Source organism: Aeromonas sp. QDB18 (genome assembly GCF_027705325.1).
GTDB lineage: Bacteria > Pseudomonadota > Gammaproteobacteria > Enterobacterales > Aeromonadaceae > Aeromonas > Aeromonas caviae.
Genome location: NZ_JAPDBQ010000057.1, coordinates 1 through 24,184, shown reverse-complemented (window position 1 = coordinate 24,184; position 24,184 = coordinate 1). Strand labels below are relative to the sequence as shown.

The window sequence follows — 24,184 nt, the reverse complement described above, 5'->3', positions numbered from 1 at the left end:
ACCTCAAGAGCATGTTGGTTGAATTGGGGCATGCAGTCGTGGCAAGCCCTCCGATGCCATATCGGCTCTTGAAGCTGACTGAGGGTCATGGGTAATCAGGAAATAAAATGCTACCTCCTCGTGCCAGCCTCCTTGTAGGTCAAGGTTTAACCACCTATTAATATTGTATTAAAAAAGGATTTTATGCATCCATCCGCTCTATATTTTGGCAAAAAATTCTTCGATACTTACATTAAAGATATTTCAGAACCTCTCAATATAAATGAGATAGGTTCGCAAGATGTGAATGGTAGTATCAGAGATTTCTTTGTATGCAAAGATAATATTATCTATACTGGCTTGGACTTTACCCAAGGGAAAGGTGTTGATATCTTGATCAGCGATCCTTACCGGCTCCCTGTAGAAGATGCATCTACCGATGTTGTCGTGACCAGCTCCTGCCTTGAGCATTCAGAGCTATTTTGGCTCTCATTCAGTGAAATGCTAAGAATTTTGAAGCCTGGTGGCCTTATCTATATAAATGTTCCAAGTAACGGATACATACATAGATACCCTGTCGACTGCTGGCGCTTTTACCCTGATTCAGGAAAGGCTTTAGAAACCTGGGGGCGTCGTTGTGGCTATGGTGTAACGCTACTGGAGTCATTTACCAGCGCACAGTTCTCTCATTTGCAAGAAGACAGATGGAGTGATTATATCGCCGTGTTCGCAAAAGGTGATATTCGGGCAAATAGTGTACAACGAATGTCTTTCTGTACTGACAAAACACTTAAAAACATTTACACGAATATTCATGGCATTCAAGACACAGACTTCACCCCTGAAGATTTTAAAATTCAGGAGAAATATAAAAACCAAGTCGCAGACATTCAAAAAAGATTGGACTTGGTAGTGCATTCTTACGAAAATAAGCTAGGGAAAGTGCGAACAAGTATCCCACGAACAAAAAATGAAAATTTTAGTCATTTAATATCAATGGGTTACCAGTAAATGCTCTCGTGCCATATGACTTATTCGCACCTTCCCTAGCTCAGAAAGATATTGAGATCGAGAAACTTAAATCTTTATTGACCCCTTAAACGTAGAAGAGACAGAGAGAAACGATATGAAAATCCTTGTGACTGGCGGTGCCGGCTTTATCGGCTCTGCCGTTGTTCGCCATATCATCCAACATACCCAAGATGCTGTGGTCAACCTCGACAAGCTGACCTATGCAGGCAACCTGGAATCCCTGGCTGAGGTCTCGGGCAGCGATCGCTACGCGTTTGAGCAGGTCGACATCTGCAACCGCACCGAGCTGGATCGGGTGTTTGCCGCGCATCAACCCGATGCCGTGATGCATCTGGCGGCAGAGAGTCACGTCGATCGCTCCATCACCGGCCCTGCCGATTTTATCGAGACCAATATCGTCGGCACCTATATGTTGCTGGAAGCGGCTCGTGCGTATTGGAATAGCCTGGACGAGGCGCGCAAGGCGGCGTTCCGCTTCCACCATATCTCCACCGACGAGGTGTATGGCGACCTGCCCCACCCGGATGAAGCCGCCCCCGGCGTGGCGCTGCCGCTCTTTACCGAGACCACCCCTTATGCCCCCAGCAGCCCCTACTCTGCCTCCAAGGCATCGAGCGACCATCTGGTTCGCGCCTGGCGCCGTACCTACGGTCTGCCGACCGTGGTCACCAACTGCTCCAACAACTATGGCCCCTATCACTTCCCCGAGAAGCTGATCCCGCTGGTGATCCTGAATGCTCTGGATGGCAAGCCGCTGCCTGTCTATGGCAAGGGCGACCAGATCCGCGACTGGCTCTATGTGGAAGACCATGCCCGTGCACTGTATACCGTGGTCACCACTGGCGTAATGGGCGAGACCTACAACATCGGTGGACACAACGAGAAACAGAACCTGGAGGTGGTGCACACCATCTGCGATCTGCTCGATGAGATGGTGCCAAAAGCCGGCTCCTATCGTGATCAAATCACCTATGTGGCCGACCGCCCCGGCCACGACCGTCGTTATGCCATCGATGCCAGCAAGATGAGCGCCGAGCTGGATTGGCAGCCGCAAGAGACCTTCGAATCCGGCATCCGCAAAACCGTGCTGTGGTACCTGGAAAATCAGCAGTGGGTCAACAACGTCAAAAGCGGGGCCTATCAATCCTGGATTGAGCAGAACTACGGGGAGCGTGCCTGATGCATATCCTGTTGTTCGGCAAGAATGGTCAGGTAGGCTGGGAGTTGCAGCGCTCACTCGCCCCATTGGGCCGGGTTACCGCGGTTGATTTTGATTCCACCGACTATTGCGGTGATTTCAGCAACCCGGCCGGCGTGGCGGAAACGGTGCGCCTGCTCAAGCCGGACGTGATTGTGAATGCTGCGGCCCATACCGCCGTCGACAAGGCGGAAAGCGAGCGGGAATTCGCCGAGCTGCTCAACGCCACCAGCGTGGCTGCGATAGCCAAAGAAGCCGAGGCGTTGGGAGCCTGGTTGGTCCACTACTCTACCGATTACGTCTTCGATGGCAGTGGCGAGCGTCCCTGGGTCGAAAGCGATAAAACTGCCCCGCTCAATGTCTATGGAGAGACCAAGCTGGCTGGGGAGCAGGCGGCAGCACTTTGCTCACGCCATCTTATCTTCCGCACCAGCTGGGTCTATGCCGCCCGTGGCGCCAACTTCGCTAAAACCATGCTGCGCTTTGGCAAGGAGCGAAGTGAAATGTCGGTCATCAATGACCAATTCGGCGCTCCGACCGGTGCTGAACTGCTGGCCGACTGCACGGCCCATGCGATCCGCACGGCGCAGCACAAACCCGAGGTGGCGGGGCTTTACCATCTGATCGCCTCGGGCACCACGACCTGGTTTGACTATGCGCAGCTGGTGTTTGCCAAAGCCAGAGAGGCAGGGGTTGAACTGGCAGTCACGCAACTCAATGCGGTACCGACCAGCGCGTTTCCAACGCCAGCCAAACGTCCCCACAACTCACGACTCGATACCACCAAGTTCCAGCGCACCTTCAATCTGCGCCTGCCGGACTGGACTGTCGGTGTCGAGCGAATGCTGACCGAGATCATCGAAAAATAAGAAAATAAAGACAGCGTGGGTATACGGTTTCACGCTCCAGTAGGGATAAAACGCAAAATGAGTGTTATGCAAGCGCACTCACTTTGATGGGTTACATAATTCAAAGATAAGAAATCAAGTACTATGAACAAATGTAAAGGTATTATTCTGGCCGGTGGCTCTGGCACTCGTCTCTATCCCGTCACCATGGCCGTCAGCAAACAGTTGCTGCCCATCTATGACAAGCCGATGATCTATTACCCGCTGAGCACCCTGATGCTGGCGGGTATTCGCGATATTTTGATCATCAGTACTCCGCAGGATACCCCTCGTTTTGAGCAGTTGCTGGGTGATGGCAGCCAGTGGGGCTTGAATCTGCAATACAAGGTACAACCGAGCCCGGATGGCCTGGCACAAGCCTTTGTTCTGGGGGAAGAGTTTATTGGCTCTGACCCCTGTGCCCTGGTGCTGGGTGACAATATCTTCTATGGCCACGACCTTCAGAAACAGTTGGAGGCAGCCGCAGCCAAGCCTTATGGCGCCACCGTGTTTGCCTATCACGTGCACGATCCAGAGCGCTATGGGGTAGTGGAATTTGATAAACAGGGAACGGCGATTTCTCTGGAAGAAAAGCCACTCGAGCCCAAGAGCAACTATGCAGTGACCGGCCTCTATTTCTACGATAACAGCGTGGTGGAGATTGCGAAGAGCCTGAAGCCTTCTCCTCGTGGTGAACTGGAAATTACCGACGTGAACCGCATCTACCTTGAGCAGGGTAACCTGTCGGTCGCCATGATGGGCCGTGGCTATGCCTGGCTCGATACAGGCACCCACGAGAGCTTGATTGAGGCGAGCAACTTTATTCAGACCATCGAACATCGCCAGGGATTGAAAGTGGCATGTCCTGAAGAAATTGCGTTCCACAAAGGCTTTATCACTGCCGAGCAGGTGATGAAACTGGCGGAGCCGTTGAAAAAGAACGCCTACGGTCAGTATCTGTTGAAAATGCTGAAGTAATAATGTCCCCATGGGGCTATCAGCCCCATTTATACACCAGGTATTCATGATGAATGTTATTCAAACCAAGATCCCCGATGTTTTTATCTTTGAGCCGAAAGTGTTCGGCGATGACCGTGGCTTTTTCTTTGAGAGTTTTAATCACCAACAATTCGAAGCGGCCATTGGCCGTAGCGTGACCTTTGTACAAGATAACCACTCCAAATCATCCAAAGGCGTATTACGCGGCTTGCACTATCAACTGCCTCCCCACGCCCAGGGTAAACTGGTGCGCTGTGTCGCGGGTGAGGTGTTTGATGTAGCAGTAGATATCCGTAAAAGCTCGCCGACCTTCGGACAATGGGTGGGGGTTCACCTTTCTGGGGAAAACAAGCGGCAGCTGTGGATCCCGGAAGGGTTTGCCCACGGTTTTATCACATTGACTGACACTGCTGAGTTCTTGTACAAAACTACCAATTATTATGCCCCCAGCAGTGATCGAGGCATTAAGTGGAATGATGACTCCATTGCAATTGAATGGCCGGCTCTGGATTGCGATATCATTACGTCCGCAAAAGACAGCGTTGCCAAGTCATTACTCGATGCAGATCTATTTATCTGAATTCCACTCCCCGTTCCGACACGGGGAGTTTTCTACCACGTAGAGCAAAAATGAAATTATTGACAGGTTCAAAAGGAATCCTGGCCAGAAAAGCAAATATTGAACCTATGCTTGGCTGCCAGTTACATCTCTTCCACGACAATATGCCGTTTGCTGACAATGACGTGATAGTGGGCTGGGGTCAAAAGGCCAATACCTATCAAATAAGGCGGAAAGCGACGTCACTGGGCCTGCCCTATTGGCAGCTGGAAGATGGCTTTATTGGCTATATCGGCCATCCGGCCAAGGGTGGCAAGGCGGTGTCCCTTATCGCCGATCCTGTCGGTATCTATTACGATGCCCGCCAACCCAGCCAGCTTGAACAGCTGATCGCCACCCCCTGTGACGCCGCCATGCTGGCGCGAGCCGAGCGGCTTGTCCATGAGCTGGTGCGCCTTGGGGTCACCAAATACAACTGCTATGCCGGGCGACCCACTTCTCTCTCTTCTTGTTCGGCGACCAACCTGACGGCGAAGGATGTCGCCGGGCTGCCTGTGGCACTGGCCCAGCGCCTGCTGCAAGATGGCAGGCCCTGCGTCTTGCTGGTGGATCAGGTGGCCGGGGATCTCTCCATTCCCGGCGCTCTGGCCAGCGAGGCGGACTTTATCGCCATGGTGGAGGCGGCGCGGCGCAATCATCCCGATGCCCGCCTCTTGCTTCGCACCCACCCGGATACCCGCTTTGGCAAGAAGCGTGGCGTGCTGGCCAGACTGAAACTGAGCGATGTAGAGATCGTTGCCGACCATTGTCATCCCCATGCCCTGCTCAACCTGGTGGATGCCGTTTACACGGTGTCATCCCAACTCGGCTTCGAGGCGCTGCTGCTCGGCAAATCGGTGTATTGCTTCGGCATGCCGTTTTATGCGGGTTGGGGCCTGACCCAGGACAGCAAATCGTGTAAACGCCGCAACGTTCAGGTGTCACTGGCCCAACTGGTGGCGGCGGCGCTGATCTGCTATCCCCGCTATCTGGATCCCGTGCTTGGTCAACGCTGCGAGGTGGAAGAGGTGATCGCCATCATCGCCCGCCAGCAGAAGGCCGCTCCCCGCTGGCGCAGGCTCTATCTGGTGGGGTTCTCCTTGTGGAAGCGCGCCTTTATGCAGGCCTTCTGCCGGCCCCTGGCCGAGGAACTCTGCTTTGTGCGCAAGCCGCCAAAACGGCTGACCGGTGACGAGCAAGTGCTGGTGTGGGGCAGTCGTTACCCCGAGCTCACCTCGGCTATTCGGGTGGAAGATGGCTTTATCCGCTCCAAGGGGCTTGGCTCCAACCTGTGTCGCCCCTCTTCCCTGTCGCTGGATCCGGTCGGGATCTATTTCGACAGCCGAAGTCCCAGCGGGCTCGAGCAGTTGCTCAATTACCAGGAGCTGACCCAGTCACAGCTCGACCGGGGTGAGCAACTGCTCACCCTGCTGCGCGAAAACAAGGTGAGCAAATACAATGTCGGCGCCCCGGCGCACTTCACGCCCCCCGCCGATGGCCGTCCCCTGGTGCTGGTGGTGGGCCAGGTGGATGGGGATGCCTCCATCCTGACCGGCAGCCCGACCATTCGCAGCAACGAGCAGTTGCTCTGGGCGGTGCGCGCCGCCAAACCAGAGGCCCACATCCTCTACAAACCCCACCCGGATGTGGTGGCGGGCAATCGGGCCGGGGCTATTTCTGCGGCCTGCCTGGCGGAGTGCGTGGACAGCCAGGTGCTGGATATCGGCCTGACCAGCCTCTATCCCCACGTGGACGAGCTGCACACCATGACTTCTCTGAGCGGCTTCGAGGCGCTGGTGCAAGGGGTCAAGGTGACGACCTGGGGCCAGCCCTTCTACAGCGGCTGGGGGCTGACCACAGATGCCCATCCCCCGGCCCGGCGCCAGCGCTCACTCCCCCTGGCGGCACTGGTCTATCTGACCCTGGTAGCCTATCCGCTCTATATCGATTGGCAGAGCGGACTCTGGATAAGTCCGGAACAGTTGATCCGCCAACTGGCCACACAAGGCCAATCATCTACCCGCAAGTCGAGCCGCTGGCAGCGCTGGCAAGTCAAGCTGAGTTATCTGGTGCAGACCCTGCTGCAACGCCCCTCCCTTCCCCAGTTGATGAGATAAGTCGTACATGAAGATTTTGCTGCTACAAGGACCGCTGGGCCCCTTCTTTCAGACCCTCAGCCAGGTGCTTTCCGACGCTGGCCACGAGGTCTACAAGATCCATTTCAACGGGGGGGATGAGTGCTGGCGCTGCGTGGGCCATAGCGAACGCTTCACCGGCAAGCCGGATACCTGGAACACCTTCTTTCGCCGCTTCATCAAGCGCCATGGCATCGACAGTCTCATCTGTTACGGTGATTGCCGTTACTACCATCAGAAGGCCATCCGTATCTGCAAGCTGAAAAAAATCCGTGTCTGGGCCATGGAGGAGGGCTACCTGCGTCCCGACTTCGTGACCCTGGAGCAAGGGGGCGTCAATGCCTTCAGCCCGCTCTATGCCAAGCGTGACTCGCTGGCCGAGATGACATGGCCAGCGCCTTATGAGGCGCCGCTGAAGGTGGGCAAGACCTTCGCCCGCCGGGCCTGGTATGCCAGCCGCTACCACATCAACAAGAACCTGTTGCGCTGGCGCTACCCCCATTTCGTCAATCACAGGCCCTGGAGTCTCTATCAGGAGGCCAGGGGCTGGGTCGCTGGGGGCCTGGTGAAGTGGAAGCACAGATGGAGCGACCACTCCCTGCTCAAGGCCCTGCCCCGGCACAAGGGGCATATCTTCTTCGTGCCGCTGCAGGTCACCGAAGACTTTCAGATCCGGGAGCATTCGGATTTGAGCGGGGTGGAAGAGATGGTCGCCCAGGTGATGAACTCCTTCGCCGAGCACGCCCGCCGCGAGGATGTACTGCTGTTCAAACACCACCCCATGGATCGGGGCTATGTCAGCTATCAATCCCAGATCAACCGACTTATCACGCTGCTCGGGTTGGAAGGACGGGTGTTCTATGGTTATGAACTGCCACTGCCTACCCTCTATCCGCTGCTCAAGGGGGTCATCACCATCAACAGCACGGTTGGCCTCTCCGCCTTGTTACACCATGTGCCCACCCACTGCCTTGGGCGAGCCCTCTATGATCTGCACGGACTGACAACCCGCGGCACATTGGAAGGGTTTTGGCACAAGCAAGATCCCGTTTGCAAAAAGACCTTCGAACGGATGCGTCAGTCATTGCTGCATCTGACCCAGCTCAATGCCAGCTTCTACCGTCATCTGGACATGGGTGCCATAGCCGTGGTGAACAAGATAGGCCAACACAATGAGCAATCGGCTTCTGTCCAGAAGAGCAAACGCCAAACCCTCTCTTCCGGCGTTGTCGGGGCCTTGAGCATGACCATCCTGAGCGCATTTTGCCTTTTGACCGAGGAGATGCTGACACCAATGACCATGCTCTGACTCATACCGAGCAGGAAAAAGCCCGCGGATGCGGGCTTTTTTGCAGGTGGCGGTCACACGCTGCGGGGGCGCAGGTGGGCGTGCCAGCGGGCCTCCCACTTCTTGAACAGCCAGACGATGGCGAAGGTGAGCAGCATGTAGAGCAGGCCAGCGGTCAGGAACGCCTCGAACGGGCTGTAGTAGCGGGAGTTGATGATCCGCGCGGCCCCCGTCAGGTCGACTATGGTGATGATGCCCGCCACCGCCGAGCCCTGCAGCATGAAGATCACCTCGTTGCTGTAGGCGGGCAGCGCACGGCGAAACGAGTTGGGCAGTATGATGCGGGTGAGGGTCTGCCAGCGGGTCATGCCGAAGGCGCTCGCCGCCTCTATCTGCCCCTTGGGCATGTTCATCACGGCGCCCCGCACTATCTCGGCGGTGTAGGCACCGGTGTTGAGGGTGAACGCCAGCAGGGCGCAGAACCAGGCCTCGGAGAAGAGGGACCAGGCCGCGCTGTTCTTCAGCCACTCCCACTGGGCGGCGCCGTAGTAGATGATGAAGAGCTGCACCAGCAGCGGGGTGCCGCGGAAGAAGTAGATATAGGCCCAGATCGGTCCCTTGATCAGCCAGTTGCGGCTGTTGCGCAATATGCCCATGGGCACCGCCAGCAGGAGCCCCAGCATGAGGGAAGCCGCCACCAGCCAGATGGTGGTGTAGAAGCCCTCCCAGTAGGTGGGCCACTCCGTGAGAATGATCGAGAAATCCATGGCTTACCTCGTCTTGATCGCGTAGTGACGCTCGGCCCACTTGAGCGCCGAGGTAGAGACTGCGGTGAAGATCAGGAAGATCAGCGCCACCGCCATGTAGAAGGTGAACGGCTGCTGGGTCGAGCCCGCCGCGAGCGACGCCTTGCGCACCATGTCATCGAGCCCGATGATGGAGACCAGGGCCGTGGTCTTGAGCAGTACCAGCCAGTTGTTGCCAAACCCCGGCAGGGCGTGGCGCATCATCTGGGGGAAGAGGATCCGCACAAACACCTGGCTCGCCCGCATGCCAAAGGCGCGCGCGGCCTCGAGCTCTCCCTTGTCCACCGCCAGGATGGCGCCGCGGAAGGTCTCGGTCATGTAGGCGCCGAAGATGAAGCCGATGGTGGCCACCCCGGCCGCAAACGGGCTGATGTCGATGTAATCCGGCAGCAACGAGACCCACTCCTGGTTCGGATTGCTCTCGAGCAGGTAGTTGTTGTACGCCTCGTTGACCCAGGTGCAGATCCCGTTGATGAGGACCTGACCGCCGAAGAACAGCAGCATCATCAGCACCAGATCCGGGATGCCGCGAATGACGGTGGTGTAGGCCGCCGCGATGCCGCGCGCCCACTTGTAAGGGGAAAGCTTGGCCAGGGCCCCCAGCATGCCGAGCACCAGGGCCAGCAGCAGGGAGGCGATCGCCACCTCCAGGGTGATCCAAGCCCCCTCCAGCAGGGAGGTTTCGTATCCTTTCAAATCAAACATATGCAATGCAGCTCCATCGCAATCGGGCCCGTCACTCCCAGCGGAAGGCAACGGGCCCGATGACTACTGACGGGATCAACCTGTCGTTGTTCGCCTGACGTTGACTTACTCGCCGTACACGTCGAAGTCGAAGTACTTGTCGTTGATTTCCTTGTACTTGCCGTTGGCGCGCAGGGCCAGGATGGCGGCATTGAATTTCTCTTTCAGATCCTTGTCCGCCTTGCGCACCGCGATGCCGGCCCCCTCGCCAAACCACTTGGGATCGGTCAGTTTCGGGCCGATGAACTCGAAGGCGTCACCGCCCTCTTTCTTCAGCAGGCCGTCGCTGATGGCGGCAGAGTCGGCCATCACGTAATCGACGCGGCCGGACTTCAGGTCGAGATAGGCCTCATCCGCGGTGCCATAGCGCTTGATGGTGGCATTGGGGAAGTTGTCGGTGATGTAGGTGTCCATGGAGGTGGCACGCTGCACGGCGATGGTCTTGCCATCCATGAAGGCCTTGTCCAGCTGGATCTCGGTGCCCTTCTTGGCGGCGAAGCGGGCCGGAATGTGCTGGTACTTCTGGGTGAAGTCCACCTTCTTCTTGCGCTCTTCGGTGATGTCCATGGTGGCGATGATGGCGTCATACTTGCGCGACAGCAGCGCCGGAATGATGCCGTCCCAGTCCTGCTTGATCAGGGTGCACTTCACCTTCATCTCCTCGCACAGGGCGTTGGCGATGTCGATGTCGAAGCCTTTCACCTCGCCGCTCGGCTCGGTCCAGGAGAAGGGAGGATAGGCCCCTTCCACCCCGATCCGCACCTCTTTCCACTCCTTGGCCATCAGGCTACCGGAACACAGGGCCGTCATCACGGCAGTCGCCAGCATCAGCTTGTTCATGTATCTCTCCTTGATAAACACGTCGATCGTTGAAAGTACGGAAATAGCATCCCGTCCATCAATAGATGGAGGAGATGAATTGCTTGAATCGCTCCGACTTGGGATGAGCGAAGATCTCCTTGGGATTGCCCTCCTCCTCCACCCGCCCCTGATGCAGGAACATGACCTTGTTCGACACATCGCGGGCAAACGACATCTCGTGGGTCACCACCATCATGGTGCGCCCCTCTTCCGCCAGCTCGCGCATCAGGCCGAGGACCTCGCCCACCAGCTCGGGGTCGAGGGCCGAGGTCGGCTCGTCGAACAGCATCACTTCCGGCTCCACCGCCAGCGCACGGGCGATGGCCGCCCGCTGCTGCTGGCCACCTGAGAGGTGGCCGGGGTAGTAGTCGCGTCGCTCCCAGAGCCCGACCCGGTTCAGCAGATGCTCCGCCTTGGCGATGGCCTCGGCACGGGGCACCTTGAGCACCTGGATGGGCACTTCGATGATGTTCTGCATGATGGTCATGTGCGACCAGAGATTGAAGCTCTGAAACACCATGGCCAGCCGGCTGCGGATACGCTCCACCTGGCGCATGTCCTCCGGCAGCCGCTCGCCGGAACGACTGGTCTTCATCCGGATCAGTTCCCCATGCAGGGAGACGCTGCCCGACGAAGGGGTTTCAAGCAGATTGATACAGCGTAGAAAGGTCGACTTCCCCGAACCCGAGGAGCCGATGAGGGAGATCACATCCCCCTTGTGGGCCGTCATATCGATGCCCTTGAGCACTTCGTGGGTGCCAAAATACTTGTGCAGATCACGAACTTCCAGTGCGGCAACGTCGCTCATCCATTACAACCTTGTCTGTCCCTAGACGCCGCTTCGGCGTGACACCACCACCGGAACATTTAACAAAACGTTAACCGATGGCAACCTTCAGCGAAAATATCATTCAGGTAGTTAAAAAACAATACAGAACCGAGGTATTTGGTGGTTTATCTGTATTTTTATTGGCCTGACCGGTATTTTTCAGCACTTTGTCTGCATAAAATGCATTTTTTGTCACCGGTGCCATACCGACCTTTTATACCCGCAACGCACTGGTGGCAAGAATATTCCACCATCCACGCCGGATGTCACCCAAAATGACTTTATTCATCCGGCATAGTCACCACCGTCGCACAATTTTACGGGGATGGAATTGATTTTACTGGTGATGTGCCCCCCATCTCCGGACCTTGCCCCTCCCCTCCCTCCTCAAAAAAACATAACAATGTTATAAAAAAGGCCCGTATGGGGCACTCAAACACCGGGATATGTGACACAGACGCAACAAGTCGTGATAAGGTGCCGTTTCTCCCAGTTTTGTGACCGAGGCCCCGATGTTGCTCAATGTGTTGCTGATCCTGCTGCCGCTCGTGATCGGCTATCTGATCCCCCTCTCCTCCACCCGGCTGGTCAAGCTGGTCAACCAGTCGCTGGGCAAGATGGTCTATCTCATCCTGTTCCTGATGGGGCTGGGGCTCGCCTACGTGGAGAACCTCGGCAGCAACCTGGCGGTGATCTTCAAGGTGGCCGGCATCATGCTGACCGCCATTACCCTGTGCAACCTGCTGGCCCTCTGGTGGCTGGACAGGCGCAGCCCACCCACCCACGAGGCGAGCGACGGCAAGATGCCGAGCAAGCTGCACCTCCTGTGGGAATCCCTCCAGCTCTGTTTCGTGGTGCTGGGGGGCGTCCTGCTGGGGCTGCTGGTGGACCTGCGCGCCCTGCCCATCGACCGCTTGAGCGAATGGGCCCTGATGCTGCTGCTGCTGCTCATCGGCATCCAGATGCGCAACTCCGGCATGCACCTGCGCCAGATCCTGCTCAACCCCTGGGGCATGAAGATCGCCGCCACCGTCATCGTCAGCAGCTGGCTCGGCAGCCTGCTGGCCTCACAACTGCTGGGCATGCCCTTTGCCCACGGGCTGGCCATGAGCTCCAGCTTCGGCTGGTACTCGCTCTCCGGCATCCTGGTGGCGGACAAGCTGGGCCCCGTGCTGGGTTCGGCCGCCTTCATCAACGATCTGGGGCGCGAGCTGATCGCCATCCTGATCATTCCCATCCTGATGCGCCGCCACCCCTCCGCCGCCATCGGCTACGGTGGCGCCACGGCGCTGGACTTCACCCTGCCGGTCATCCAGAAGTCCGGCGGCATCCAAGTGGTGCCGGTGGCCATCGTCTCCGGCTTCCTTCTGAGCCTGCTCGGCCCCATCCTGATCCTGGGGTTCCTGGCCATCTGACCGGGACACACACCGCAAAAAACGAAGCCCGGCACCCATGCCGGGTTTTTCGTATGTGAACGGGGATGAAGAGATCCGGCTGATGCGCCACTCAGGCTCGCCACTGGCCGCCGCTCATGACCCTTTCTATGGCGAGGGTCTCGGGGTCGATGAGCAGCAGATCCGCGTCCTGCCCCACCCCCAGGGAGCCCTTGCCAGTCAGCCCCAGCGCCCTGGCCGGGTTGGCCGTCACCACCGCCAGCGCGCTGGCAAGGGGCACGCCGAGGGCACAGGCCCGGATGCATTGCTGCCACAGGCTCCCTATCTGGCCGCTGCGCAGCTCGATGAGGCGCCCCTCGCCGTCGAAACGCGGCAGGCTGGCGTTGGCATCCGAGCTGAAACTGATGCGATCCCAGGGCACGCCGGCCGTCAGAAGCCCCACCAGGGCATCCGCCGCCAGCTGCTCGCCATCATCCAGCAGGTCGGGGAAGCTGGAGGCAGTGAGATCCACCCAGCCCCCGGCCCGCCCCCAGTCGATGGCCTCGGCAAAGAGCCAGGGGTTGCGGTTGCAGTGGGTGGGGTAGAGCTGGCGCAGCGGGATGTCGGTGGCGTCCCGCAGGGCCCGCAGCGGCGCCAGCGCACCCCGGCCATCCCCCAGATGGAAGAAGCTCACTCCGCTCTTGCCCGAGAGCAACCCGGCCACCCGCGCCTCGCTCGCCAGCCGCGCCAGCTCGTCATGGGTGGGGGCGCTGGATCTGTGGTCGCTGATGGCCACCTCCCCCACCCCCAGCACCTCGGGGATCAGCATGATGTCCGACTCCACCGATCCGGTGAGGGTCTTGACCGGCAGGTGGTAGGAGCCGGTATACATGTAGGCGCTCACCCCGGCGGCGCGAAACTCGCGCACCTTGCCGAGCACCTGGGCCGGGGTGCGGGTCAGGCTGTCGGTACCGAGCGCCGCCACCAGCGTCGTGACCCCGGCCGCCAGGGCCTCGTCGGCGGCAAGCTCCCGGGTGCGAAAGGCAAAGCCCCCCTCCCCGCCGCCCCCCGTGATGTGGGCGAGCGGGTCCACCAGCCCCGGCACCAGATAGCGGCCACGGCCGTCGACCCGCACCAGCGGCCAGTCGGCCGGGACCGTCAGCCCCCTGCCCATCCAGGCGATGCGACCATCGGCCACCAGCAGATCCTGCTGGCCGAGGGGGGCCGGAGTGAAGACCTCGGCCCCCTCGATCAGTGTCAACATGGGGTATCTCCTTGCTGCATGAAAAAAGAGGGAGCAAGCTCCCTCTGCCTGTTACCCATCAACCGCCATAGATGTCGTACTTGAAGTACTTCTGGTTGATCTCCTGATACTTGCCGTTGGCGCGCAGGGCCTTGATCGCCTCGTTCAGCTTGGCCCTGAGATCCTGATCCCCCTTGCGCACCGCGATCCCCATGCCGTCGCCAAACCACTGGCGATCGGTCAGGGCCGGCCCCACATACTCGAACTTGTCGCCCCCTTCCTTGCTGAGCAGCCCCTGATCGATGGCCGAGGCATCGGCCAGCAGGGCCAGCACCCGACCCGCCTTCAGATCGAGATAGGCCTCATCGGCACTGCCATAGCGCACTATGGTGACGTTGGAGCCAAAGTTGTCGGTCAGGTACTTGTCGTGGGTGGTGGCACGCTGCACCCCGATGCGCTTGCCCGCCATGCCCTCTGGCGTCAGCGTCAGCTCGGTGCCCTTGGCCGCCACGAAGCGGTTCGGGATGCGGGCGTATTTCTCGGTGAAGTCGACCTTCTTGCGCCGCTCGTCGGTGATCGACATGGCGGCGATGATCCCGTCGTATTTGCGCGACAGCAGGGCCGGGATCATGCCGTCCCAATCCTGGGCCACCAGCTCGCACTTGACGGCCATCTGCTGGCACAGGGCGTTGGCCAGATCGATGTCAAAACCCTTGATCTCCCCGGACGCGTCGGTCCAGGAGAAGGGAGGGTAGGCCCCCTCCACGCCGAAACGAACGGTCTTCCACTCCTTGGCGGTGACGGGGGTAGCCAGCAGGCAGGCAGCAAACAGGGCTGACAGAGTCAGTGTGGTCTTCATCATGAGTACTCCATTACATAGAAAGCGCACAGGCGCGGTCAAGGCATCGCAAGCGCGGGCAAGCGATGGCCAAAAAACGGCAAATTGCAGATGAGCAGGATTACGCCGCCACGGGCATCATTTGATTGGCTGGCGTCAATGAACTGCTCCGGGGCCTCGACTTATTCGTCGAACCACTCGGAGAGATAGAAAGGCTTGAAGTAGAAGGCCAGAAAAAAGCCTCTGGCTTTGCGCATCATGGTGATTTGTCGCGTCCTGTGACAAAGATGACATGCACCTTACCACGCCCCAAATTTGCCCCGCAAGGGGGCGCTGACGGCGCGATGAAAAATCCTGCCCATGGTCAATCCGGCCGGCATCCGTTAGGCTCGGATCACCCACTCCACCCAGGCACGCGAGCCGCAGCCCATGAACTTTCTGGCCCATCTTCATCTGGCGGCCCATACCCAGAGCTCCCTCACCGGCAACCTGCTGGGGGACTTCGTCAAGGGGCCGCTGCCATCGGGCCTCGCCCCCCACTTCGATGAGGGGATCTGGCTGCACCGCAAGATAGATGCCTTCACCGACACCCACCCCGCCCACCGGGCGGCGGTCACCGGCTTCGAGGCCCCCTGGCGCCGTTTCGGCGGCATCCTGGTGGACATGCTCTACGACCACTGGCTCAGCCTGCACTGGCGGCAATTCAGCCCGCAGCCCCTGCCCCACTTCCTGCACCAGAGCTATGGTCAACTTCTGGCGGACGATGTCTCTCTACCTGGGGGGCTGCCGCCGCCCCTCAGGCGGATGGCGCAACAGGACTGGCTCGCCTCCTATCAAGACAGGGAGGGGCTGATCCTGACCCTCAACGGCATCGGCCGCCGACTGCGCCGCCCCCTGCCGCTCGGGGAGGCCCTCGCCACCCTTGATGCAGCCCAGTGGCGGGCCGGTGAGCAGGGCTTCCTGCGCTTCTATCCCGAATTGATGCGCTTTTGCGAGGAGCAGATCGCCGCGCACCGCACCACCGGGGAGCACCAGGTTCCCTAGGTTGCAGCCCGGCCCCCGTGGCCGAAAACGCGGGCGGGACGAGGAGTGAAACGGGTGATGGATCAGATTGGGTCTTTTATGGCACCCAAAAAGGGAGGAGACTGGCGATGCCGCTCGGCCCGGGCTCAGGCTGAACGGGCGCGGCTGGGCTAGACTCAGCCCCCTCAAGACCCAAGGAGACCTCTTCATGTCATTGCGATTATTCTGTAGCGCCCTGTGCGGCGCCCTCCTGGCCGGTGGTGCCGTTCACGCCACCGAGCCGGTTCATGCAGCCATCTTGTTTGAAAACGTGCGTATCTTCGATGGCAAGGGGAGTGCCCTCAGCGCCCCCTCCTCCGTCCTGGTGGAAGGCAACCTGATCACCAGGATCAGCCAGGGCGGCATCAAGGTGGAGGGTGAAGTGCAACGCATCGACGGCCAGGGCAAGACCCTGATGCCGGGCCTCATCGACGCCCATACCCACCTGATGTTCGCCACCCTGCCGCAGATTGCCGTGCTGACCAACGACGTCACCTTCACCACGGTCGCGGCAACCAGGGCGGCCAACGACATGCTGATGCGCGGCTTCACCAGTGCCCGTGATCTCGGCGGCCCCGTGTTCGGCCTCAAGAAGGGGATCGACATGGGGTTGATCAATGGACCGCGTATCTGGCCGGCCGGCGCCATGATCTCCCAGTCCGGTGGCCACGGCGACTTCCGCCTGCCCAACGAACTGCCGGCACTGGCGGGACAATACTCCTTCGGCGAGCGGGCCAACGCGGCCATGGTCGCCGACAGTCCGGATGCCGTGCGCCAGCGCACCCGCGAGCAACTGGCCCTCGGCGCCTCCCAGATCAAGGTGATGGCCGGTGGCGGTGTGGCCTCCAACTATGATCCCATCGATGTGACCCAGTACACGGTGCCGGAGATCCGTGCCGCGGTGGAGGCCGCCGACAACTGGGGCACCTATGTGACCGTACACGCCTATACCCCGAAAGCGGTGCGCCAGGCCATCGAGGCAGGCGTCAAGTGCATCGACCACGGTCAGATGCTCGACGAGGACACTGCCAGACTGATGGCCGAGAAGGGGGTCTGGTGGAGCCTGCAACCCTTCACCGACGATCGCAAGTCCCCCTTCCCGGAGGGCTCGGCCAACCGTCTGAAACAGCTTGAGATGTACAAGGGCACCGACCACGCCTATGCCATGGCCAAGAAGTACGGCATCAAGACCGCGTTCGGTACCGACGCCCTGTTCAGCGCCCAGGCCGCCGCCAGTCAGGGTACCATGCTGGCCAAGATGGGCACCTGGTATACCCCTGCCGAGGTGCTGAGGATGGCCACCCATGACAACGCCGAGCTGCTGGCCCTCTCCGGCCCGCGCAGCCCCTACCCGGGCAGGCTGGGCGTGGTGGAGGCCGGGGCGCTGGCCGATCTGCTGCTGATCGACGGTGACCCACTCAAGGATCTCTCCCTGGTGGCCGATCCGGCCAAGCACTTCAAGGTGATCATGAAGGACGGCAAGATCTACAAGAACACGCTCTGACCTCCCTGGATGACAAAAAGGCCCCGAAAGGGCAATGCTGTTCAGATAAGCACATTTTTGACTAATTATTCATAAATGCGACTTGAGTTGGGGGAGCAAGGCTGTTTCCAGTCGATGTTCCTTCAGCCTTTATCCAGCGTGGCTTGCAATAGAAAGAGGGAGGCATCATGCCTCCCTCATTTTTTAGCCCTGATACTACGTGGACTGGAACTCAAATTCTCTTAAGTGAACAGCATTGCCCGAAAGGGGCCTTTTTGATGGGGGCTGCACGACTGCCAGCGGCAGAGCGGCTCAGCGATCTTCCTTCTTCTTGCGAATGCTCAGGCCCAGCTCACGACCGCGCAGGCGGGCGTAATAGATGGTGCCGACGAAGGCCAGAGTGGTGGACACCAGCTCCACCACCGCCAGCCACCGTTCCCCTTCATCCGTGGTGATCAGGGTGAGGGCGTGGAGGAAGTAGGGCATCAGCACGAAGTTGCCCCAGGCATGGGTGTAAGGGTTGCCCTGCACTATCCCCTTGAGGGGGAAGAGCAGCGGCACCGTCCAGATCACCGGCAGCAGCCAGGGACTGAGATCCGGATGGGGTGACAGCCACAGATGCCAGAGGATGACCCAGCCCAGCAGACCGAAGAAGCCGACCAGGGTCAGCAGACGGGCGAAGCGGGTGCTCACTGGAGGATCTCCAGCACCTGCTCGGGCGGACGGCCGATGCGGGCCTGACCATTCTTGATGACGATGGGGCGTTCGATAAGCTTCGGATGCTGGTGCATGGCGCGAATGAGGGCATCGCCGCTCATCTCGGCCAGCCCCAGCTCCTTGTAGAGATCTTCCTTGGTACGCATCAGCTGGCGCGGATCGGTGAAGCCGAGCTGGCTCAACAGAGTGCGGATATCGTCTTCGCTCGGCGCCTGTTCCAGATAGAGCACCACCTCCGGGGCTATTCCGTGCTGTTCCAGCAAGGCCAGGGTTTCACGGCTCTTGGAGCAGCGCGGGTTGTGATAGATTTGGGTCTCGCTCATGGTAACTCCCTGATATTGCAAGATGGGACAACAAATGGCGCTATTGTAGGGGAAACGGATGGGCAGGGTAAGCGGGAAGGATATGGAAATGAAACGAATCTGTTGGCTGATTGTGGCGACCCTGCTGGGGGCCTGCAGCCCGGCGCCCGACTTCACCGACGAGACGGGCAAGAGCATCAGCCTGAGCGCCCTGGCGGGCAAGCCGCTGCTGGTCAACTACTTCGCCCCCTGGTGCGCCCCCTGTCTGCGGGAGATGCCCCTGCTCGCGGCGCTGCACCGGGAGGGGCGGATTGGAGTGATCGCCATCAACTATGATCCCGCCTCCCCCGGTGAGCTGGCCGAGCTGGCCCGGCGCCATCAGATAGCCGTCCCCCTGATGGTGCCCCTCGATGAAGCCAGCCTCCCCTTCCCCAGACCCGGCGCGCTGCCCACCAGCTACCTGCTCGATGGCGAGGGCCGGTTGCAGGAGACACTGGTGGGAGAGATAGATGAACACAGGCTCGCCGACCTCAGAGCCTGGGCTGCAGCACAGCCCTGATGGCCCCATGACGAAACGGGGTGCCCCATCGCTGGTGCACCCCGTTTCGTCACAGGAGCGGTGAGCCGGACTAGCCCTTCAGGCTGTCCAGATCCTTCTTCGCCCGCTCCAGCTGGGTGATGCGCGCCTCGATGCGGGCCAGGGTCAGCTTGTCGCTGGTGGTGCCGCGGGCCACGATCAGCTCGTCGATGGCCGCCTGGTAGTCGCCGCGCAGGGAGAGGGTCTCCGCCCGTGCCATGTGCAGATCCGTCATCCGTCCCGCCTTGCGATAGGCGTCCGACAGCAGGTTCCAGGCCAGGCTGTTCTCGTCGTGCTCCCGGGCATAGGGGTCCAGGATGGCGATGGACTTCTGGTAATTACCCCCTTCCAGATAGGCGTTGCCGAGGTTGACCACTACCACCTCGTTGTCCGGCATCCGGGTGCGGAAGCGCTCCAGCCGGGCAATGGCCTGGGCGCTGCGCCCCTTGGCGAGATCGATGTCGGTCAGGGCATCCACCACGAACAGATCTTCCGGATGGCGGGCGGCCAGCCCCTGCATCAGGGTATCGGCCTCGTCGGTGCGCTTGAGCTGCAACAGGGCCAGCGCCTTGCCATAGGTGGCGGCGTCCTTGAGAGGGTAGTCCCCCTTCTGCAGGCGGCTGTCGAAATAGGTGAGCAGCGCCTGGGGGCTCTCGGTGCCATAACGCACCTGGATGCGCACCTTGGCCAGCCAGAAGTCGAGACTGGGGGGCAAGGCTCGGCGGCCATAGCTGCCCGCCCGGGCGCGGGCTTCGCTGATCCGGGTCTCGGGCAGGGGGTGAGTGAGCAGCATCTCGGGCGGCTTGCTGGCGTAGCGATACTCCGCCGCCAGCTTCTGGAAGAAGTTGGCCATGCCCATGGGATCGAAACCGGCGTCATACAGCGTCTTCATGCCGATGCGATCCGCCTCGTATTCGTTGTCACGGGTATAGTTGATGGCCGACTGCATGGAGAGCCCGAGGGTCGTCTGCAGCGCGGCGATACCGGCGGTGGGGTTGATCACCGCGAGCGCGATGGAGCCTACCAAGCCAGCCAGGGTCATGGCCGAGCTGCTCGCCTGCGCCTCCATGTAACGGGCGATGTGGCGCTGGGTCACGTGGGTGATTTCGTGCGCCAGCACCGAGGCCAGCTCGCTCTCGCTGTCGGCGTAGAGGAAGAGGCCGGTGTGCACCTTGACCCGCCCGCCGAGGAAGGCGGCCGCGTTGATGCTGGGATCGTTGATGAGGAAGAAGGTAAAGGGGAAACGTACCCCGTCGGCATTGGTGAGCAATCGCTGACCCAGATCGTCGATGTATTCGTTCAGCACGGGATCATCGATGATGGGCAAGCCCGCCCGGGCGAACCGCATGAAGGCGTTGCCATAGCGCACTTCCTGCTCGATGGGCAGGGCCGCGACCCCGGCGGTGCCGATGTCGGGCAACTGGTTGTTCGCCTGGGCATGGAAGGTGGCACCCATCAGGGAGACCAGCAGGGGAAGTGATGCCATCAAGGGGGAAAAGCGGGCCACTGTGTTTCTATCTCCATCAGAAAGTGCTCGGGGGCAGAATACCCTTGCCCATCAAGGCCTACAAGCGTTGTTTCGCCCTCCCATCGCGGCCATAATGACGGCCATCACGCACCATGGAGCCTCCCCCGATATGGAACCGCACTGGGAACAGCTCGACCTGACCCCCTGGCGCTGCCCGGAGCCGCTGATCCGGCTCAAGCTCTGGTTGCGCGGCGCCCGGGCCGGTCAATCCCTGCTGATCCTGCTCAAGGATCCCGGCTCCCGCCAAGACATTCCGGCCTGGTTGCTGCGGCAGGGCCATCAGGTGCAGCGCCTGCAGGAGTCAGACGCAGCTCTCACCCTGCGGCTCGTCGTCCAAAACCGGCCATCATGATGGTGCCAATGCCCATGATATGGACCAACACCGGATCGACCCTTTCCATCGCCATGACCCGATAAACCAAGGAAGCCTCGATGTTAGATGTATTGAAGCGCTGGTATCAGACCCGTTTTTCCGACCCCGATGCCGTCACCCTGTTCCTGCTGCTGGTGTTCTGCTTCGCGGTGCTCTGGCTGTTTGGCGATCTGCTGGCGCCGCTGCTGGTGGCCGTGGTGATGGCCTACCTGCTGGAGTGGCCGGTCAGCCGGCTGCAACGCACCGGGCTCTCCCGTACCTTCGCCACCAGCCTGGTGCTGCTGCTGTTCATCACGGTGACCACCCTGATGGTGCTGGGCCTCATTCCCACACTGGTGAGCCAGGGGGTCAACCTCGCCAAGGAGGCGCCGTCCATGCTGGCCCATGCCCAGGACGCTGTGCGCACCCTGCCGGAAAAGTACCCGGAGATCATCGACGTCAGCCTGGTCGAGACCATCATCGACAACATCCGCCAGCGTATCCTGGCAGGCGGCGAGCAGTTGGTGAGCGCTTCGCTCAGCTCCCTCATCAACGTGGTGGCCATCCTCATCTACGCCATCCTGGTGCCCCTGATGGTGTTCTTCATGCTCAAGGACAAGCAGGTGTTGATGGGCGGCCTGCGCCGCTTCCTGCCCCGCAACCGCACCCTGGTCAACCGGGTCTGGGTGGAGATGAACGACCAGATCATCAACTACATCCGCGGCAAGGTGATCGAGATCCTCATCGTCGGGGTGGCGACCTATGTGCCCTTCGCCCTGATGGGGCTGCGCTACTCGGTGCTGCTGGCGGTGGCGGTCGGTTTCTCCGTGCTCATCCCCTACATTGGGGCCGTGGCGGTGACCGTGCCCGTCGCCATGGTGGCCCTGTTCCAGTGGGGACTGACCCCGGACTTCGCCTAGCTGATGGTGGCCTATCTGGTCATTCAGGCCCTCGACGGCAACCTGCTGGTACCCCTGCTCTTCTCCGAGGCGGTCAATCTGCACCCGGTGGCCATCATCATCGCCGTGCTGGTGTTCGGCGGGCTCTGGGGCTTCTGGGGCGTCTTCTTCGCGATTCCCCTGGCAACCCTGGTGAAAGCGGTGCTCAACGCCTGGCCCAAACGGGACGATCTTCCCCGCCCCGCCCCCTGATGACGGGAGAAGCCGCCACCTCTTTTCTGTTATTGCCGCGATCTCGTCGACCACAGACTCCGTTCCCGCCTGAATCCAGGCGGGACACCATGACGCTATCGACTTGAATTTCAAATAAAAACAGGCTTCACTGACAAGGTCATCGGCAGTATGCTCTGCCAGCCCCGACTCTGAAGGATCAGTCCATGCCCCCTGTTCGCCCCCTGCACCGCGCCGCCCTTGGCGCGCTCCTGACCCTGCTGTTCGCCACCCCGGGCCGAGGTCGATCTCGGCTCCCTCGATATCTTCGTGCAGGACAGCCCCACCAGCCCGGTGCCCAAGGGGCTGGTGCTGGGCGGTGCCGTCATCGGTGGCGATGCCCGCTATCAGGGGCAGGACGACACGGCCCTGGCGGTGCCGGGTGCCGTCTACTTCGGCGATCAGTTCATGTTCCTCGGAGACAGGGCCCGCTACTACTTCCACAAGGATGACAACTTCGCCGCCTACGGTTACGGCAGGGTGCGCTTTGGCAATCTCGACCCGGACGATGCCCCCGAACTCACGGGCATGGAGCAGCGCAAGTGGCAGCTGGAAGGGGGCGTCGGCGCCAGCCTCATCACCCCCTACGCCCTGCTCAGCACCCGCCTCAGCACGGACGTGACCGGGCGCAGCAACGGCCAGGAGCTGCTATTGTGGGCCGACTTCCCCATATTGCGGGACAAGCTGCTCATCATGCCCGGCATGGGGATGATGATCCGCAGCGACAAGATGGCGAACTACTACTTTGGCGGCGTCTCGGGGGGCGAGGCCACGGGGCTGCGCCCGGCGTGGGACACGGGCACCACCCTCTCCCCCATGGTGGCCATCATCACCAGCTACCGTTTCAGCCCCCACTGGATCGGCATGTTTGCCGCCAACTACGAACGCTACGACGACGACATCGCCAACAGCCCCATCGTCCAGCACGATGGGGAACTCTACGCCGGCTTCGGCGTGGGCTATATCTGGTAACCCCATCCGGCAGGACTGAATAACAGAAAAGGAGCCCATGGCTCCTTTTCTTGTGCTATCGGGCAATGCATCACCCTTGCAACCCGGCCAGGAACTCGGCCAGCGTCCGGTTGACGAACTCGGGGTTCTCCAGGGTCGAGATGTGGCCCGCACCCGGTATCTCCCTGAAGGGGCAGTTCAGCACCTCGGCCATCAGATAGCCCTCCAGCACCGGGCGCGCCTTGTCCTCGCAGCCTGTCATCACCAGGCTCGGCATCGCCATCTCTTCGAGCCACTCGATGCGATCCTCCCGAGTCACGAAACTGCGCCCCACCGCCACCAGACTCGCCACCTGGTCCGCTGGCCACTGGGCGAGCCGCACCTTGAAGCCGCTCATCAGGGCGGGATCCGGCTCATGGGCGAAGAAGAGCGGCGCCACCTGCTCGATGACGGGGGCAGGCAAGGTTCCCAGCTGCTCTATCATCGCCAGCATGCCGAGGTAGCGCTCACAGGGGATCTGGGGCTCCCAGCCAACGAAGGTATCCATCAGCACCAGTCCCTTGAGCCGCGCCGGGGCCATGCGCGCGAGCTCCACGCCCCACATGCCGCCGATGGAGAGTCCCACCAGCACGCACTGTTCGATGTCGAGGGCATCGAGCAGTGCCAGGTGATCCCGGGCCAGGGTTGCCAGGGTGCAACCACCGTCAGGGAGCACGTCGGAATCACCGTGGCCCCACAGCTCGGGCACGATGCAGCGATAGCTGCCCTTGAGCGCCTCGACTTGCGGCGCCCACATGGCACTGTCCCACAGATAGCTGTGGCCAAAGAGCAGCACAGGGCCCTGCCCCTCGTCCAGATAGGCCATGCGGCGACCCGCTATCTCCATAAAATGCTTCATGTTATCTCCTGTTGCCAGCGGCTGATGAGGCGGCAGTATCAATCGCCATACATTGCCTCATGTTTTCTTCTGTCTTGCTGCCAGCGATGGGGCGGCAGTGTAACACGTCGGCCTTGGCAGTGGCGCCTCCCTGGGGCAAGCTGGGGCAACCCACAGAAAGGACTCGAACAGGAGAAGACCATGCAGAAGGAAAAGAGCAAGAAACGCCCCCGTCTGGACAAGAAGACCTACGAACATCACCTCGCCCACCTGCAGGAGGTAACTGTTCACCCAGATGGCATTGACAGGAAAAAGTGAGACGATCATCCCTTGATCCACTGTTGCCCCTTGCCTGA

22 protein-coding genes and 3 pseudogenes are annotated in these 24,184 nt (G+C 60.4%); 15 read left to right on the top strand and 10 right to left on the bottom strand.

All coding sequences use genetic code 11. The features are described 5' to 3' along the window. Positions 1–183 precede the first annotated feature (183 nt). From OKC30_RS10680 to OKC30_RS10650, 7 genes are all read left to right on the top strand, one after another. Positions 184–990: a class I SAM-dependent methyltransferase gene (locus OKC30_RS10680; RefSeq protein ID WP_270809610.1), complete on the top strand. Its 807-nt coding sequence runs from the start codon at positions 184–186 to the stop codon at positions 988–990. Positions 991–1,105: 115 nt separating this feature from the next. Further along, positions 1,106–2,191 (top strand): dTDP-glucose 4,6-dehydratase, encoded by a 1,086-nt coding sequence (gene rfbB / locus OKC30_RS10675; protein ID WP_270665146.1) that lies wholly within the window; start codon positions 1,106–1,108, stop codon positions 2,189–2,191. After that, on the top strand, positions 2,191–3,078 hold the full coding sequence (gene rfbD / locus OKC30_RS10670) for a dTDP-4-dehydrorhamnose reductase (RefSeq protein WP_198497493.1): 888 nt from the start codon (positions 2,191–2,193) through the stop codon (positions 3,076–3,078). Before rfbB ends, rfbD begins: the two co-directional genes overlap by 1 nt. Before the next feature lie 123 nt (positions 3,079–3,201). Continuing rightward, a complete protein-coding gene (gene rfbA, locus OKC30_RS10665; RefSeq protein ID WP_198497494.1) occupies positions 3,202–4,074 on the top strand; it encodes a glucose-1-phosphate thymidylyltransferase RfbA in 873 nt (290 codons plus the stop codon). Between the two features lie 49 nt (positions 4,075–4,123). Further along, entirely contained in the window at positions 4,124–4,675 is a 552-nt protein-coding gene (rfbC, locus tag OKC30_RS10660) for a dTDP-4-dehydrorhamnose 3,5-epimerase (RefSeq protein ID WP_161470645.1), read from the top strand. 143 nt (positions 4,676–4,818) lie between these two features. Beyond that, a complete protein-coding gene (locus OKC30_RS10655; protein ID WP_442865593.1) occupies positions 4,819–6,810 on the top strand; it encodes a capsular polysaccharide biosynthesis protein in 1,992 nt (663 codons plus the stop codon). 7 nt (positions 6,811–6,817) lie between these two features. Next, positions 6,818–8,137: a capsule biosynthesis protein gene (locus OKC30_RS10650; protein ID WP_270809609.1), complete on the top strand. Its 1,320-nt coding sequence runs from the start codon at positions 6,818–6,820 to the stop codon at positions 8,135–8,137. Positions 8,138–8,190: 53 nt separating this feature from the next. Here the strand turns inward: OKC30_RS10650 and OKC30_RS10645 are convergent, their stop codons facing one another. From OKC30_RS10645 to OKC30_RS10630, 4 genes are all read right to left on the bottom strand, one after another. After that, positions 8,191–8,883, bottom strand: a complete 693-nt coding sequence (locus OKC30_RS10645) for an ABC transporter permease (RefSeq protein ID WP_042079229.1) — start codon at positions 8,881–8,883, stop codon at positions 8,191–8,193. 3 nt (positions 8,884–8,886) lie between these two features. Beyond that, on the bottom strand, positions 8,887–9,627 hold the full coding sequence (locus OKC30_RS10640) for an ABC transporter permease (protein ID WP_042079228.1): 741 nt from the start codon (positions 9,625–9,627) through the stop codon (positions 8,887–8,889). A 105-nt stretch (positions 9,628–9,732) separates the two neighbouring features. Next, positions 9,733–10,506: an ABC transporter substrate-binding protein gene (locus OKC30_RS10635; RefSeq protein ID WP_010674268.1), complete on the bottom strand. Its 774-nt coding sequence runs from the start codon at positions 10,504–10,506 to the stop codon at positions 9,733–9,735. Between the two features lie 58 nt (positions 10,507–10,564). Beyond that, the gene (locus OKC30_RS10630) at positions 10,565–11,335 is read right to left on the bottom strand and encodes an ABC transporter ATP-binding protein (RefSeq protein WP_010674267.1); all 771 of its coding nucleotides are present in this window, start codon (positions 11,333–11,335) and stop codon (positions 10,565–10,567) included. 533 nt (positions 11,336–11,868) lie between these two features. Here OKC30_RS10630 and OKC30_RS10625 point away from each other — a divergent pair. Next, a complete protein-coding gene (locus tag OKC30_RS10625; RefSeq protein WP_252422431.1) occupies positions 11,869–12,771 on the top strand; it encodes a lysine exporter LysO family protein in 903 nt (300 codons plus the stop codon). A gap of 91 nt (positions 12,772–12,862) precedes the next feature. Here OKC30_RS10625 and iadA read toward each other — a convergent pair whose 3' ends face one another. Then, a complete protein-coding gene (gene iadA / locus OKC30_RS10620; protein ID WP_270666326.1) occupies positions 12,863–13,993 on the bottom strand; it encodes a beta-aspartyl-peptidase in 1,131 nt (376 codons plus the stop codon). A 58-nt stretch (positions 13,994–14,051) separates the two neighbouring features. Then, complete coding sequence (locus OKC30_RS10615; RefSeq protein ID WP_408854483.1) at positions 14,052–14,831, bottom strand: ABC transporter substrate-binding protein; 780 nt, start codon at positions 14,829–14,831, stop codon at positions 14,052–14,054. 408 nt (positions 14,832–15,239) lie between these two features. Here OKC30_RS10615 and OKC30_RS10610 point away from each other — a divergent pair, with 408 nt between their 5' ends. Both OKC30_RS10610 and OKC30_RS10605 read left to right on the top strand, forming a co-directional pair. After that, positions 15,240–15,854 carry an acyl carrier protein phosphodiesterase gene (locus tag OKC30_RS10610; protein WP_270666327.1) on the top strand — a complete coding sequence of 205 codons (615 nt, stop codon included), beginning with the start codon at positions 15,240–15,242 and terminating at the stop codon, positions 15,852–15,854. Positions 15,855–16,041: 187 nt separating this feature from the next. Continuing rightward, positions 16,042–17,376 carry a metal-dependent hydrolase family protein gene (locus OKC30_RS10605; protein WP_270666328.1) on the top strand — a complete coding sequence of 445 codons (1,335 nt, stop codon included), beginning with the start codon at positions 16,042–16,044 and terminating at the stop codon, positions 17,374–17,376. Between the two features lie 291 nt (positions 17,377–17,667). Here OKC30_RS10605 and OKC30_RS10600 read toward each other — a convergent pair whose 3' ends face one another. Then, positions 17,668–18,048 (bottom strand): DUF2069 domain-containing protein, encoded by a 381-nt coding sequence (locus tag OKC30_RS10600; RefSeq protein WP_270666330.1) that lies wholly within the window; start codon positions 18,046–18,048, stop codon positions 17,668–17,670. After that, positions 18,045–18,395 (bottom strand): arsenate reductase (glutaredoxin), encoded by a 351-nt coding sequence (arsC, locus tag OKC30_RS10595; RefSeq protein WP_042648264.1) that lies wholly within the window; start codon positions 18,393–18,395, stop codon positions 18,045–18,047. The genes OKC30_RS10600 and arsC overlap by 4 nt, the downstream gene beginning before the upstream one ends. A 58-nt stretch (positions 18,396–18,453) precedes the next feature. Here arsC and OKC30_RS10590 point away from each other — a divergent pair, with 58 nt between their 5' ends. Further along, on the top strand, positions 18,454–18,933 hold the full coding sequence (locus OKC30_RS10590; protein WP_042648265.1) for a TlpA disulfide reductase family protein: 480 nt from the start codon (positions 18,454–18,456) through the stop codon (positions 18,931–18,933). Between the two features lie 70 nt (positions 18,934–19,003). On the opposite strand, the gene OKC30_RS10585 is transcribed toward OKC30_RS10590, so the two are convergent. Next, the gene (locus OKC30_RS10585; protein WP_365838908.1) at positions 19,004–20,458 is read right to left on the bottom strand and encodes a beta-barrel assembly-enhancing protease; all 1,455 of its coding nucleotides are present in this window, start codon (positions 20,456–20,458) and stop codon (positions 19,004–19,006) included. Between the two features lie 130 nt (positions 20,459–20,588). Here OKC30_RS10585 and OKC30_RS10580 point away from each other — a divergent pair, with 130 nt between their 5' ends. The 3 genes and pseudogenes from OKC30_RS10580 (at position 20,589) to OKC30_RS10570 (ending at position 22,972) form a co-directional block, all read left to right on the top strand. Then, on the top strand, positions 20,589–20,831 hold the full coding sequence (locus tag OKC30_RS10580; protein WP_042648267.1) for a sulfurtransferase TusA family protein: 243 nt from the start codon (positions 20,589–20,591) through the stop codon (positions 20,829–20,831). Between the two features lie 80 nt (positions 20,832–20,911). Next, a pseudogene (locus OKC30_RS10575) lies at positions 20,912–21,982 on the top strand (AI-2E family transporter). A gap of 185 nt (positions 21,983–22,167) precedes the next feature. Continuing rightward, positions 22,168–22,972, top strand: a pseudogene (locus tag OKC30_RS10570) (MipA/OmpV family protein). A gap of 70 nt (positions 22,973–23,042) precedes the next feature. On the opposite strand, the gene OKC30_RS10565 reads toward OKC30_RS10570, so the two are convergent. Beyond that, complete coding sequence (locus OKC30_RS10565) at positions 23,043–23,849, bottom strand: alpha/beta fold hydrolase (RefSeq protein ID WP_042648270.1); 807 nt, start codon at positions 23,847–23,849, stop codon at positions 23,043–23,045. Between the two features lie 180 nt (positions 23,850–24,029). Between OKC30_RS10565 and OKC30_RS21535 the strand changes: the two are divergent. Further along, a pseudogene (locus OKC30_RS21535) lies at positions 24,030–24,116 on the top strand (polyphosphate kinase 2); the annotation flags it as partial. Positions 24,117–24,184 lie beyond the last annotated feature (68 nt).